Origin of the sequence: Pedobacter soli (assembly GCF_900101435.1) — a bacterium.
GTDB classification, from domain to species: Bacteria; Bacteroidota; Bacteroidia; order Sphingobacteriales; family Sphingobacteriaceae; genus Pedobacter; species Pedobacter soli.
In genome coordinates this window covers 236,421-251,529 of the sequence record NZ_FMZH01000006.1, presented here as the reverse complement: position 1 = coordinate 251,529, position 15,109 = coordinate 236,421, and the positions used below count along the sequence as shown (strand labels likewise).

Below are 15,109 nucleotides of genomic sequence, written 5' to 3'. Positions count from 1 at the left end.
ATATTTTGTCAAATATATTTTATTTTGAAACACCATCCGAAGCCTTTGGCCACGGGGTGGGTAGTTATACTGGTAACCTGCTTGGGGCCGTTGAAAGGTTAGATGCACCTTGTAATCTTTATTTTGTACGCTTAAGTTTTGGAAAGAAAACAGGATTTTCTTCCAGAAAAATTAATCATAAGCGCACTGATATTGATATTGTTTTAAACGAAGCAGGCATAAAAAAAGGCCAATCAGAAGTAGGACTAAAGCCCATGATGGCCCGTGCAATTATCTGCCTTTTATCTGGTTTTTTTGATGAAAAAATTAAAACGGTTTTTCATTTGAATACTGTTTTACAATTGCCACTGGCCGATCTGGCTAATGAGTACGACTTCAAGGTAGTGTATACTAACCATGTTTCATTGTGGCGTGTATTTTACAGTAATGATATCAATGCTTTTAAAAAAGACTGGAAAAGTACTGGTCCAAAAGAAAAAAAGAATATTTTTTTTCAGTCTATAATTTTCGAAAAGAAGCTTTGCCAGCAAGCCAATCATATTATCAGTTTGAGTAGTGATAGCAGTAGGTTCATGCAGAAATATTATGAACTTTCCGATCAAAATCAGGTACATTTAATTCCTAACGGACTAATATCTGAAGTGTATAATCGTAACCTAAACAAAGAAATTATTAAGTCTAGTTTAGGTTTCAATGAAAATGATTTTATATTTCTTTATGTGGGAAGATTGTCTGAACAAAAAGGAGTCGATATATTAATCAAATCGTTTTCAAAAAAGTTAAAGTCTATGCCAAATGCCCGGCTACTGATTGTTGGTAAAGGAAATATGGAGCATTATCTTAGCATTAGCGCTTCGGTATGTGGCAGGGTTTCGTTTACAGGATATGCAGATAAAGAAAATATTAAACGCTATTACGCTATTGCTGATGCAGGATTAATTCCCTCAATGACAGAGCAAAGTAGTTTTACCGCTCTTGAAATGCTAAGCTCGGGTGTTCCCTTAATCGTTTCGGATATACCGGCCTTTGCAAAACCTTTTGAAGATAAGCTAAACGTAATCAAAGTTAAAACAGATAGTTTTGGCCGTGTAGATGAGAAAAACCTTTCTGTTCAAATGTTAGGTTTGTATCAGAATCAGCAGCTAAGGGCGAAACTAAGCGAAAACGGACAGCTTTTATTTAATATGCATTTTACAGCCAAACAAATGGCCGAAAAAACGTTGCAACTTTACTTAAGCTAATTCTATTTATTTACCACATATTTCAGGTTATCAAATAATCTTTGAATCAATTTCCGGTCATTGGTAATGATTTCGGCACTACCTTTAGCTTCGGCCTTAAAGTCTAACTGCTTGCCATAATTGGTTTTAAGGCCATTATCAAATTTTACCGAGGCCAGGTAGGTTTCTGTATTACCTTGCTCGGTTTTTTCAGTATTGCTGGTTAAAGAAATGGAAGCAATATGCCCCTTTATGCTGCCATATTCCATATAAGGGTAGTTGTCTAATTTAACAATTACTTCCTGTCCAATCTTTACCTTACCCGACCCGTTTGCCGGTAATACAACTTGTCCAATAGCTTCTTCATTATTGGGTATAATAGTAAAAACCTGTTCCCCGCTTTGTAAAAACTGATTTTCATGGTAAAATTTTAAGAACTGTACCTTTCCTTTAAACGGCGCACGGAATACGTAACGTTGTTCCCAACTTTTAATATTGTCGATAAGATCGTTATATGCAGAGATGAGCTGGATGTTTAATTCACTGTTTTTTTCGGGTTTTTGAATGCCCAGTTCCTGTATTTTTCCTTCAGTTTGCTGGCTGCTTTGTTTGTTTTGTACCAGGTTGTTTATTGCAGCCTGCAGCGCATCTTTGTTGGAGATATAGTTCATCTCTGTTTTATCCAGTTCGGCTTCACTGATTACTTTATTCTTAAAAAGTGTAGAATCACGCTGGTAAAATTTATGTGCAAAAATCAACGATTTTTTAGCCATTTCGACTCTGTTGGTCGCACTTACAATCGCTTTTTTTTGCTCCGATAATAAATCTAAAAGGTTTTGTGCCTGTTTATCAAATAACTTATCCTGTTTATAATTGGTATACTCTTGCAGGCTATTTACAAAGGCATAATATTTTCCGTTTAATTCGCCCAAAGATAAATTACCTGGTAATTTATTCTTGAGCATCAGAATTGATTCATGAGAAGGGTTAAAGCCTTTAAGTATACTGTCTATGTAGAAAACAATATCCGGATTGGTAGGGTTTTCAATATAGGCGATAATTTGGTTTTCCTTAACTTCCTCCATCGATTTAATGCTGTTGAGTTTTAATTTTCCATTGCTGTTTGCAATAAGTTTTATCGGCGAAATATTTGAATTAACTACAATTTGACCAGGAACAACATCCGGATAGCGGACAAGCCAGCCGAAGACAAAAATTAAAATGAAAATAAAACCTACAATTATACTTACCCAAAAGCCAAAACGGGTAGGCATACGCTCAATAATATGTTGTACCTGTTCGGTACGTTGTTTATGATGATATATTTCAGAATCTTGTTGCATTTTACTTTAATTGAGGTTAATTTAAAGTCTCTACAGTTTCGGTGATCTCTAATTGCGATTGTACCAGCTGAAAGTATTTTCCCTTTTGAGCCATTAAAGATTGATGATTTCCCATTTCTACAATGGTACCGCCTTGCATTACCACAATCTGATCGGCTTTGCGTATGGTACTTAACCGGTGCGCTATAACAATTACCGTTTTTTCTTTGAAAACGTGGTCGAGAGCATCTACAATCTTTTTTTCGTTCAAGGTATCTAAACTATTGGTTGCTTCGTCGAAGAATAAATAATCAGGGTTCTTATAGAGTGCCCTGGCAATTAAAATGCGTTGTTTTTGCCCGCCACTTAAACCTCTGCCTTGTTCGCCCATCATGGTTTGGTAGCCCAAAGGGAGAGCTTCAATTTCTGCGGCAATATTTGCCGTATCCAAAGCTTTTTTAAGCCTTCCATAATCAATTTTTTCATCATCCAACACCACGTTATTCAGGATAGTATCGTTGAAGATTTTTCCATCTTGCATCACCGCTCCACATTTATCTCGCCATTGTTTCAAACTGATGTTATTAACATTCATATTGCCAATCTTAATGTCGCCATAACTGGGCTTATATAGCCTAAGCAGTAATTTTAATAGAGTAGATTTTCCACTTCCGCTATCGCCCACAATCGCTGTTACCTTGCCTTCAGGTATAATTAACCTTACGCCCCTAAGTACCGGATTGGAGGTTGGCGTATATTGAAAACCAAGGTTGTTAATGATCAGGCTTTTGTTTTCAGGTAAATCAATGGGGTTGGTACCTACATTTTCGGTTTCATCCTCCAACTGGTGGATTTCATTTAAACGCAGAAACGAAATCTGCGCAAACTGAAAAGAAATGATGAATTGTATAAATTGTACAACCGGAGCATTCAGCATTCCGATAATGAACTGTGTGGAGATCATTACCCCAAAAGTCATCTCTCCATTAATTACCGCCTTTGCACAAAAGAAGGTAATGAAAAGGTTCTTAAGATTATCTATAAACTGGGCGCCCAGATTTTGCGTATTGGTTACACTTAAAACCCTTAAGTTAACCTGATAGAGCCTGGCTTGGATATCTTCCCATTTCCATCTTTTGGGTTTTTCGTAATTATTAATCTTAATGTCCTGTATGCTGGCAATGGTTTCTACCCAATAACTTTGGTTTTTACTTATCAGTTCAAAGTATTCCCAATCTAATTTTTTTCTCAGTTTTAAAAAGGCCATCACCCAAGCTACGTAAATAACACTACCCACCAGGAAAATCCAGAATATAACCGTATTGTAAACGAGTAAAATAGCGCCAAATACCAGAAAAGTTAAAGTTGAGAAGATCATATTCAGGGAGTTGTTCATGATGAAACTTCTGATACGTTCATGATCCTGCGCACGCTGTAAAATATCACCGGTCATTTTATTCTCAAAGAATGTGATGGGCAGCAACATTAACTTAATTAGATAATCCGAAATTAAGGCAATATTAACCCGCGAGGTAACATGCAATAAAATCCAGTCGCGGGCCATGTTACTTAGTAAAATGCTTAAGTAAATGGCAATATTAGCAATAAGTACAATATTGATAAAGTTGATGTCGTGTGTTTGAATGCCCACATCAATAACTGCCTTGCTGATAAAGGGGAGAAGCCCTTGCAAAACAGTTACCAGCAGCATAATCACAAACAAATTGATAAAGCTTTTTTTATAAGGCCTGAAGTAATTGAGGAAATTATAAAAGGTTTTACGTTTATCCAGCTTTTCGTTTGTTTGCCTTTCATAAAAATCGGCCTGTGGCTCAATCGCCATTAAAACCAGTTTTTCTGCCTCACCGTTGTGCGTTTTTTTTATGGTTTTTGAAGCAAACTCTCCGGCTTTATAACTAACATAGCCTTTAGCCGGATCGGCGACATAAATAGTGCCCTGATTTAGCTCTTTTCCTTTTTTTGCCCTGGTTTTGTAAACTACAACAAAGTGACTGTTATCCCAATGTACTATGGCTGGTAAAGGTATTTTATGCAACAAATCTTCAACAGTACACTTTAACGATAACGTACGAAGTCCGATTGTTTCGCTGGCATGGCTTAAATCAAGAAATGAAACGCCCTCCTTTGTGATCCCACATTTGTCGCGCATGTACTGCAAGGAGTAAAATTTGCCATAATATTTGGCTATCATTTTTAAGCACGCAGGACCACAGTCCATCATGTCCATTTGTCTGTCTAATGGAAATCTTGAGATTGGCATTAATCTGGTTGTATAATTTGTTTAGCTTACTAACTTAACCAAAAAAGAGACTAAACTCTTCTTATATTTCAGCGCAAACGTTTGTGTATTTTGGCTGTTAAATGTGGTTATTGATTCTTAATTTCCATATTTCGAAACAATCAGGGTTATTTTTGTCTATGGGAGCTAATATTAAAGTTTAAATGAATGTCAGACCGCCAAAATTGATCTCAGTTAGCTTCATTTCCTATTTAATTTGGGTTTGTAATTAGCGTCCTGCATCTCTTTTTTACCCATTAAAAATGATGGATTTTAAGGTGAAACGGACAAAATTTAAGTTTGCAAAGGATAAAGGCCACTATTTTATTTTTTTGTTCAATAAGTAGCTGAGCTTTTATGCTGTTTTTGTCAAATTCGGAAGCAAATAAACTAAACTTCTGGCAACCGTAACATATTTAAAACTCAAACGTTTGCGCTAAAACAATTTTACCATTATCACCCAATCATCAGTAATTTGGGGGCACAAAACCTAATATTATAAACACACACAATGAAGAGAAAATTAACCATTTTTTTTACCTCATTATGGGTAGCCGGGCAAGTGAGTGCGCAGCAGCTGCCATCCGAACTACAAACTCCTGAAGTAGTTTCGGTAAACCGTTTACCCATGCGGGCTTCGGCCTTTGCCTTCGAAAACCAGGAGCTGGCTACCAAACGAGCCAAAGAAAAATCAGCTTACTTTTTATCCTTAAACGGAACCTGGAAATTTAACTGGGTGAAAGATCCGCGCAAGCGACCAACAGATTTTTATAAAGTAGATTTCGACGATAAAGCCTGGGATAACTTTAAAGTTCCCGCCAACTGGGAGGTAAATGGTTATGGTTTGCCCATTTATGTAAACCAGCCTTACGAGTTTGCAGGCCGTCAGCTTACCGGTAACCGCATGAACCCGCCTTTCGATATTCCCGAAGACAACAATCCGGTAGGTTCTTACCGTAAAAAAATCAATATTCCCGCCAATTGGGGCGATAAACAGGTATTTATTAGCCTGGGTGCAGTTAAATCGGCATTTTACATTTGGGTAAACGGCAAAAAAGTAGGTTACAGCGAAGATAGCAAGCTGGCAGCCGAATTTGATATCACCAAATATGTAAAACCGGGCGAAAATACCATTGCGCTTCAGGTATACAGGTGGAGCGATGGCAGTTATTTGGAATGCCAGGATATGTGGCGCATTTCGGGTATTGAGCGCGAGGTGTATTTATATGCTACGCCAAAATTGGATATCCGCGATTTTAAAGTAGCAGGAACACTCGATGCAAGCTACACCAACGGGCTTTTAAATGTTGATTTAGCTGTACAGAACTACAGAATAGACCAACGCACCAACCACAGCCGTCCCGATAGTTTTTATGTGGCGCTCGATCTGGTTGATGCCAAAGGTAATAATGTTTGGAAAGAAGCTACCAAACTGCAAAAAGTATTGGGTAATTATAAAACCAATCTTAGTTTCAAGACGCAGATCAATAATGTTAAAAATTGGTCGGCAGAAGTACCTTACCTCTACACCTTGTACATTACTTTAAAAGATAAAAACGAAAAAGTAATTGAGGTAATTCCACAACGCGTAGGTTTCCGTTCGGTAGAAATTAAGGGTAGCGATTTACTCGTTAACGGTAAACGTGTATTTTTAAAAGGCGTGAACAGGCACGAGCACAATGCTACTCAGGGCCATACCTTAACCCATGCCGATATGGAAAAGGATATGGAAATGATGAAAAAGCTGAATGTTAATGCAGTGCGTCATTCGCATTATCCTCCCGATCCTTACTGGATGGAACTGTGCGACGAATATGGTTTATACGTGGTTGATGAAGCCAATATCGAATCGCATGGTCGTTATTACAGCCTGGAAACCACTTTTGCAAACGATAAGCAATGGCACGTACCACATCTGGAGCGTATTACCCGCATGTACGAGCGCGATAAAAACCACACTTCGGTAATTACCTGGTCGTTAGGTAACGAAGCCGGTAACGGTGTTAATTTTTACGAGGCTTACGAGTGGTTAAAAGGAAAAGATTTCCGTCCGGTACAGTACGAAAGGGCAGAAAATGATTTCAATACCGATATGATTGTACCGCAGTATCCTTCACCAAATTATCTCCCACGCTATTCCAAACAGGAAAAAGAAACCCGTCCGTTCATTATGAGCGAGTATGCACACATTATGGGCAACAGTTTGGGTAATTTTAAAGAATACTGGGATGCCATCGAAAACAATCCAAAACTGCAGGGTGGTTTTGTGTGGGAGTGGATTGATCAGGCCATCGATACAGTTAAAAATGGTAAACGCATTATGGCTTACGGTGGCGATTTCCCGCTAAGTGGTCCGGTTGATGAAAATTTTAGCGATAACGATTTTTGTGTTAAAGGTGTAGTAACCGCATACCGCGGAATGACCCCAATGGCGGTTGAACTTAAAAAAGTGCACCAGTATATTAAAACTACTTTTAACGGTGCCAACCAGATTAATGTAAACAACAGCTATTTCTTTAAAGATATTAGTAATGTGCAGTTAAACTGGGAGCTGGTTGAAGATGGTAAAGTGGTTCAAACCGGTGTGGTAAACGACCTGAATGTTGGACCACGCCAAACAGAAACCCTAACCATTCCGTTTAATACCAAATATGCTGCGGGTAAAGAATACTTCTTAAACGTTCGCTACCGCTTAAAAAGCACCGAACCATTTTTGGAAAAAGGTTACGAAATTGCTTACGAGCAGATTGCACTGGCTGGTGCACCGAAGGCCAACACTTATGGTGCTGGTAAAAAAGCATTAAAGGTTGAGCAAACTGCCGATCGTGCAATTGTGAAAGGAAGTGATTTTACCATTACTTTCGACCTGAAAAAAGGGACTTTAATCAGTTATCTGTCTAAAGGACGCGAATTATTGGCTGCCGGGCCACAACCGGGCTTTTACAGAGCGCCAACAGATAATGATATTGGTGCTGGTTTAAATACCAGACTAAGGATGTGGCGCAATGTATATCAGGATAATGATGCCGCAAACATCAAATCGACTGTAAATTCAACAGCTGATGGCTTTACCTTAACCGTTAAATCATCATTGTTAAAAGGCGATGCTGAAACTACACAACAGTTTACCGTTTTGGCCGATGGTACAGTCAAAGTTGATAATCAGTTTAAAGCGGTTAACGGCAACTACAAAAGTTTAATGCGTATCGGTAACGATTTACAGTTGAAAAACGAATACAGCAATATCCAGTGGTATGGCCGTGGTCCTGGCGAAAACTACGTGGACAGAAAAACAGCATCATTAATAGGTACTTATAAATCTACCGTTGCCGATCAGTATTTCCCTTATGCCCGTCCGCAGGAAAGTGGCAATAAAACAGAAGTACGTTGGGTAAATTTTACCGATAAAACGGGTAAAGGTTTACGTTTCGAATTTGCCGATCAGTTGTTAAGTTTTAACGCATTGCCTTATGCTGTTGAAGATTTGGATCCTGAGGCAGAGAAAAAACAATATCACTCTGGCGAACTGGTAAAACGTAACCAGATTTATGTACACATGGATTTGCAGCAACTGGGCGTGCAGGGTATTGATAGCTGGGGCTCTATGCCATTAATCCAGTATCAAATTCCTTTTAAAGATTACCAGTACAGCTATTACATTAAACCGATTAAGTAATGGATCATGTAGAACGGATGAAGGAATAAACATTCATCCGTTTTACTTCTTTATAAAGTGTGATCGTCATTCCCAACTTGATCCGATAGCTATCGGATGGGAATCCTAAGCTCGTAAATTACGATTCAGGCCTGCAAGGGCAAGAGGAGGTTATAATTAAGTATTCCTCATTATTAAAATAGAAACTAACCAAAACAAAAATGAGACTTATCAAAATATGCATGGCACTGTTGTTATTCACTCAGGCGGCATTAGGACAGGAATCCAAATTAGCAGCAACGCCACCAATGGGCTGGATGAGCTGGAACATCATGTCAGAAAACCCGAACGAAAAAGACATTAAAGAAATGGCCGATGCCATGATCAGCAGCGGCATGGTAAAAGCTGGCTATCAGTATATCTTTTTAGATGATTGCTGGCAGGGTGGTCGCGACAATAAAAATAACATCATTGCCGATCCTAATAAATTTCCTTCAGGTATTAAATCACTAGCCGATTATTTGCACAGTAAAGGCATGAAACTGGGTATCTATTCAGATGCCGCTCCTTTAACCTGTGGGGGTTACACCGCAAGTTTAAACTTCGAAGATCAGGATGCCAAAACATTCGCCTCGTGGGGGATTGATTACCTGAAATACGATTATTGCAATGCACCGGAAGATGTAGAAACAGCAAAAAAAAGATATGGCAAAATAGCCCAGGCTTTACGCAAAGCGGGCAGGGATATTGTTTTGGGTATTTGCGAATGGGGACCGCGCGAACCCTGGAACTGGGGTGCACAGGTTGGCGGACAAAGCTGGCGAACCACTTACGATATCAGGGATAAATGGCTGGATACAGAAGGTAAGGGCGGTGTTGGTATTTACAACGTGGTTGATAAAATGGCCGGATTGGCTAGTTTTTCTGGTCCCGGTAAGTGGAATGATGGCGATATGCTGGTAGCAGGTTTGCATGGCACCAAAGGGCCTTCGTCTGCTTTTAAAGGCGTAGGTTGCACCAAAGCCGAATACCAGAGCCAGATGAGTTTATACAGCATGCTCAATTCGCCGCTGTATGCCAGTTGCGATATCCGTAAAATGGACGATGAAGCCAGAACCATTTTTACCAATGCCGAAGTTATTGCCTTAAATCAGGATGCTTTGGGCAAGCAAGCCGAACGCAAAATTAAAACCGATATCTGGGATGTTTTTGTCCGCCCGCTCGCTAACGGCGATTTTGCCATCGCTATCTTAAATAAATCGGCCTCAACACAGAATGCCAATGTAAACTTTGCAGATCTGGGCTTAACCGGCAAATACGAATTAAAAGATTTATGGCAGCACAAGGTTGTCGGCAAAAACAACAAATGGACCGGTGAGGTAACTGCTCACGAAACCAAAGTTTTCCGCTTGAAAAAAGTGTAATAAAATAAAAAAAACTAAAACCATACAAATTAAAACACAATGAACCAACAACCAATCAAATCAGCATTAACACTTGCACTCCTGGCAGGTGGGCTGACTACCTTTGCCCAGGATGTCGCTAAAGATCCGGCAACTATTGTCATCTCACCAGAACATACCCTTTCTAAAACAGATACCGAGTTTAGAAAAGCTGTAGCCAAATGGAGCGATGAAACCTTAAAAAGTACCGATTATAAAAGCATTAAAGCGCAGCCATCAGCCAATATCTTCCCGGGGGCAGTAAAAGAGGGTTTCGGGTTTATCAATAAAACGGTAACTATCGAACATAAAAAAATGGCCGATAGCCTGGTATCAATTGTATCAACCCTGGGCTATTCAGGCTACGATAATGCCACGATGTACAGCATGGGTTTATATGCCAAAGCCGGCGAATACATCGAAATTGATGTGCCTAAAAATACCGATGTAAACGAACTGGAAGTGCAGATTGGTGCACACAGCGACCGTTTGAACTACTGGGTAGCTGGTAAAGAAGATTGGCGGAGGATGCCAATTATTACCAAAAAACAAAAGCTGGTAGTGGGTAAAAACAGATTGGCTTCGCCTTTTGGTGGGTTAATTTACATCAATGTTAAGCCAAAGGCGGCCAGCAGAAAAATTGATTTCAAAATTAGCCATGCAGTAGCCGCACCACTTTTTGTTTTAGGTAAAAGCACGCAGAGCGATTGGGAAAACCAGCTGAAGAACAATAAAGCACCATGGGGCGAAATGGCTACTGAAAATGTGATTTTAACCTTGCCTGATAGCGTATTGCAAACCATTAAAAAGCCTGAAGAAGTACTTAAGCTGTGGGATTTGGTTGTATTGGGCGAGCTTGATCTGGCCAATATGCCTGCTCCATTTTATCGTGCGCAACGCATGGTGCCCGATGAGCATATTGGTGGGGGCTACATGCACAGCGGTTATCCGATCATGATTCACCATTCTCCATCAAGGCACATGCTTTCTAACGAAATTATGGCTAACCCTGAGTTGTTGATGAAACCGAGTAAAGGTGGGGCAAACTGGGGCTTTTTCCACGAAATCGGTCATAATATGCAAAACCTGAACTGGGTTTTTGGCGGTACAACCGAAGTAAGTAATAACTTTTTTTCACTGTACATGTTCGATCGGTTAATGGGTGGGAGAGACGATTCGCACACAGGGGTATCGAGTGCCAACACGCAGAAAATGATGAAAAAATATTTTGCAGAAGGTGCTGATTACGAAAAATGGAAAAAGGATCCTTTCTTAGGTCTGATTATGTTCCGCCAGATGCAGGAGGGATTTGGATGGGAGAGCTTTAAAACTTTCTTTAAAGAATATCAGAAAATTGGTCCAGGCATAGGGGAGCTTAACGATCAGCAAAAACGCGATTTATGGGCAAAAACTTATTCGAATATTGTGAAACGTAACCTTGCACCTTTTTTTATTACCTGGGGCGTAGGTATCAGCGAGCAAACACAGAAAGAACTTGCAGGTTTGCCTGCCTGGAAGCCTTTCAATTTTCCGCCGGTAAACTAGTTTAAGTGCTATTTAATCAAAAACAATTGAGATTATGGCATCAGGCGAAAAAAGAACAACAAAAGCAAAGGAGCTAAATATTTATGAGGTTAATCCCATTATTTTCTATTCTGGCGAAGCCGATGAATTGAATATAGAACTGCTGGAATTTAATTATGGCGAATTGATTATCAAATCGTTATCAACAGCTATTTTCGAGGTGAAATCGCTGGTTATGGCCGACGAAGATTTTATCATCAAATGGAAACAGGATGCCAAAGGATTGAGAATTAGTTTGCCAGATGGCCTAACTAATGACGAAAACAGGGAGAAATGTGTCTTAAAAATTAAGTTTTAAGCCCATTCTAAAAAAATCAGACCTATGAGGTTTTAATGGGCATATTGCTCAGAAACCTCATAGGTCTTTTGCAATTAAAAGGTTTAATGGGCGTATTGCTTAGAAACCTCATAGGTCTTTTATAATCAGGAGGTTTAATAAGCTATTGCTTAAAAACCTCATAGGTTTTTTGTAGCGTTTTTATATGCGCACCCGTTTTAGCATCAAATTAAACTGACTATGAAAAGGCTATTCTTTTTCCTTATTTCTGCAATGCTGGTTACAAGTTTCATGTTCTCCTGTACCGACAAAAAAGAATCTATGCAAAGTGATGATCAGGCCGAGCTTGAAAAAAGGTATCAGGAAATAGTAACGCTGGCTAATCAGTATAGTTGCGAAAATACAGGCGACTGGAAATTTACGGCTATAGGTTCAAAAGCATGTGGAGGCGCATCAGGTTATATTGCGTATTCTGTAAAGATTGATGAAAGCAGTTTCCTTAAAAAAGTTGATCAGTTCACTAAAATGCAAGCCGATTACAATAAAAAATGGGCTGCTTACTCAGATTGCGCATTGGTTGTACAGCCTAAAGGCGTAACTTGCGATAATGGAAAACCTAAGTTTACTTATTAATTTCAGCAACCATTATTTAACATATTCTTTAATAAATACCTGCGGATTGTAAAACCGCTCATTCAGCTGTGCATTGGTAAAGGTTAACCAGCTTGCACAACCATAATCGTCAAATTTCTTTCTGATTTCGAGGTGCAGGTGATGGTAATCGCCGCCATATTTTTTGCTTTCCTGTGGGGTAAACAAGCGGGCTAGTTTGGTGTTCTGATCAACGTTTTGACCATTGCTTACATACACCTCTTTTAAATGTTTATAGGTAGTAAACATAGTTGTGCCATTGGCTAACTTATGCTTTACCACTACCGTACGCTGGTTTTCGCCTAAATGTACCGAGCAAACAGTGCCATTGGCCATGGCGTAAACACCAACCAGTTTGCTTTTGGGTTGAGCAGGGTTAATATCAATCGCTGTGTGGATATGCCCTTTAACATAACTATCGCGATGATCGCCAAAAATGCTGATGATTTTAATGTTATTTACCTTTTTGCGGTTGGCGACATCAAAGGGCAGGTACCATTGATCAGCTGTTTTTGCCGGGCTAACCTCACTGTAATAGGGTTTCCAGCGGTCGCGGTCTTTTTCAATGGTTGGCGTTTCAAAAAACAGGGCCGATAAAAAGATAAATAATAATGCTTTCATACTTTGATTGAATTGATAAAGCAAGATAAGATTATTTTGATTAATTAACTATTTTTATAGTTAAAAAAGAGTTGTGTTCGTGGTGCCAGATGTTACCATCTGATTGTAAATCCGTCATTGCGAGGATGAACGACGAAGCAATCTTACAACGATAGCTATAAGCACGCGTGGCACAAAAGATTGCTTCGTCGCTGAAAAGCCTTCTCGCAATGACGATTAGTTATACCAAAACACCCTCTTTCAAAGCCTCAGCTGCCGGGTTCACCAGCGTGCCAATCAATTCCGGTACCGGAACATCGGTGCTTTCGCTGTAACCATGGGTTAGTAACCTTACGCGGTTAATGCATACGCGCGTAAATTCTGGAACAAAGAGGTCGAATTTTTCAAATTTTGAAGATAATTCTGGGTTTTCCTGCTGGAAAGCCAAAATCACATCAGCCACCTGACGCCAGAACTGTTTTTCATCCAAACCTACATAGCTATGGAAAATATTGCCCAGGTACCTGAATACGGCATCAAAAATGCCTGAAAGGATAAAAAGGGGAGCCAACTCGTCGTTAATTTCCCTTAAAACATCAACCAGCTCTTCGGGTAATTTAGCTTTCGATTCTTCTGTAAGGACAATTTCTTCCACAAAATCTTTGATGATAATTCTTTCCGGAACACCGTTTTTCATCACCAATATGGTATTTTCGCCATGTGGACTAAAGAAGAATGCATGTTTATAAAATATGCGTAAAATGGGTTTCAAATAGGCCGATAAATAGGCATTTAACCAGCTCGCAGCATCCAATCCCGATTTTTCAATCAGTGCCTGTACCATGCTTTTGCCTGCATCATCTACATAAAGCAAACTCGCCATGGTCATAATGCTTTCGCCTTCAAGCAGGTAATTTTCTGCACTTTCGCGCCAAATGGCACCTAAAAACTCCTGGTATTGGTATGGTGATCCAGGAATTTCGCTGTACTGCGGGTGCGTGTAGGTTACTATTGCCACTTCGCCCAAAAGCACTACACGGGTCTGCTTTAAATATTCGTCGCCTTGCAGCATATCTTTTGCCCATTGTGTTACCCTCGGTGCTATAGCCAGTTTTTTAGGCGATAAACCCCTGAAAATTGAAGTATTTAAAATAGAAATGGCTGTTTTAACATAATGTTTTTTAGGCTCGCTTACATTAAAAAAGGTGCGGATACTGTTTTGGCACATGTATTCATCAGCTCCGAGTCCGACAGGTACAATTAACTGATGGGCAATATCGTGCGCCAATTGCAGCACAATTTTATTGTTCCACTGCCATTCGTGCACAGGTATAAAGAAATAATCAGCCGGCTGTAGCTGCTGTTCTAAAAGTACCTGGTTAAAATCGTGTACCTGTTTTAAGCTAAGCTCTTCATTGTAGAACGAAAAGGCCGAAATGCTTTCGATACTTTTAAACGATGCCCTGCTTTGGTGTACAGCCAACCAGGCCAAACGCGTTTTTTGTGCAGCTTCAGGTGCGTATTTACCCTGATCGCTGTGGTTAAAACCGATGCGACCTTTGTTAATAGTAGCCCAGGGATGCCCGTCCATCTGGTGCTCAATGGTCTGGTAATCTGCATTAGCCAGTTCATCAGCCGTTAACCGGCCTTTTTCGTGGATATAGGCATCAGCATAAAGTGTATTCAGTGTTTCTTCTATAAAATGAGCCAGCGTAAAAGGTTTAATGCCAAAAGTTTGCTGTAGTTCGGTATAAAATGCCGGTGCATTGTTTACTGCTACACTTTCGCCGTTTACAAATTTTCTGATGCTCTGTTTATCGATATGCAGGTAATCAAGCGCACGTTCCTGACCCGAAAAGGTGTAGTAAATATTGGCACTGTCAGTAGCTAAACGGTAGTCGGTCCAGCCCGGTGTGCTGTGGCCAATTTGTTCCGGTTCGGCAAGTTTCTCGTGCATCAGTTCTACAATCGATTTGGCAATATAATTTAAGTTAACCTTATCCCAAATTTCTTTTTGTAAAGGTTTAATATGATTGAAATTGTTGTAACTCATTGTATT

The 15,109-nt window shown here is 39.7% G+C and carries 10 protein-coding genes; 6 read left to right on the top strand and 4 right to left on the bottom strand.

Features of this window, described 5'->3' with window-relative positions; translation table 11 throughout:
* Positions 1 to 5: 5 nt before the first annotated feature.
* The gene (locus tag BLR37_RS14970) at positions 6 to 1,241 is read left to right on the top strand and encodes a glycosyltransferase family 4 protein (RefSeq protein WP_090769893.1); all 1,236 of its coding nucleotides are present in this window, start codon (positions 6 to 8) and stop codon (positions 1,239 to 1,241) included.
* 2 nt (positions 1,242 to 1,243) lie between these two features.
* Here the strand turns inward: BLR37_RS14970 and BLR37_RS14965 are convergent, their stop codons facing one another.
* Together BLR37_RS14965 and BLR37_RS14960 are read right to left on the bottom strand one after the other, a co-directional pair.
* Positions 1,244 to 2,563, bottom strand: coding sequence for an HlyD family secretion protein (locus tag BLR37_RS14965; RefSeq protein ID WP_090769891.1), 1,320 nt, complete (start codon positions 2,561 to 2,563; stop codon positions 1,244 to 1,246).
* 16 nt (positions 2,564 to 2,579) lie between these two features.
* A complete protein-coding gene (locus BLR37_RS14960; RefSeq protein ID WP_090769889.1) occupies positions 2,580 to 4,823 on the bottom strand; it encodes a peptidase domain-containing ABC transporter in 2,244 nt (747 codons plus the stop codon).
* 529 nt (positions 4,824 to 5,352) lie between these two features.
* On the opposite strand from BLR37_RS14960, the gene lacZ reads away from it, so the two are divergent.
* From lacZ to BLR37_RS14935, 5 genes are all read left to right on the top strand, one after another.
* Entirely contained in the window at positions 5,353 to 8,517 is a 3,165-nt protein-coding gene (gene lacZ / locus BLR37_RS14955) for a beta-galactosidase, LacZ type (RefSeq protein WP_090769887.1), read from the top strand.
* 200 nt (positions 8,518 to 8,717) lie between these two features.
* The gene (locus tag BLR37_RS14950; RefSeq protein ID WP_208599663.1) at positions 8,718 to 9,920 is read left to right on the top strand and encodes a glycoside hydrolase family 27 protein; all 1,203 of its coding nucleotides are present in this window, start codon (positions 8,718 to 8,720) and stop codon (positions 9,918 to 9,920) included.
* 39 nt (positions 9,921 to 9,959) lie between these two features.
* Complete coding sequence (locus BLR37_RS14945; protein WP_090769885.1) at positions 9,960 to 11,483, top strand: M60 family metallopeptidase; 1,524 nt, start codon at positions 9,960 to 9,962, stop codon at positions 11,481 to 11,483.
* 34 nt (positions 11,484 to 11,517) lie between these two features.
* Positions 11,518 to 11,820, top strand: coding sequence for a hypothetical protein (locus tag BLR37_RS14940; protein WP_039476892.1), 303 nt, complete (start codon positions 11,518 to 11,520; stop codon positions 11,818 to 11,820).
* 219 nt (positions 11,821 to 12,039) lie between these two features.
* The gene (locus BLR37_RS14935) at positions 12,040 to 12,432 is read left to right on the top strand and encodes a hypothetical protein (protein ID WP_090769883.1); all 393 of its coding nucleotides are present in this window, start codon (positions 12,040 to 12,042) and stop codon (positions 12,430 to 12,432) included.
* A gap of 12 nt (positions 12,433 to 12,444) precedes the next feature.
* On the opposite strand, the gene BLR37_RS14930 is transcribed toward BLR37_RS14935, so the two are convergent.
* Positions 12,445 to 13,071 (bottom strand): M23 family metallopeptidase, encoded by a 627-nt coding sequence (locus BLR37_RS14930; RefSeq protein ID WP_090769881.1) that lies wholly within the window; start codon positions 13,069 to 13,071, stop codon positions 12,445 to 12,447.
* Between the two features lie 220 nt (positions 13,072 to 13,291).
* Positions 13,292 to 15,103 (bottom strand): IucA/IucC family protein, encoded by a 1,812-nt coding sequence (locus BLR37_RS14925; protein ID WP_090769879.1) that lies wholly within the window; start codon positions 15,101 to 15,103, stop codon positions 13,292 to 13,294.
* Positions 15,104 to 15,109 lie beyond the last annotated feature (6 nt).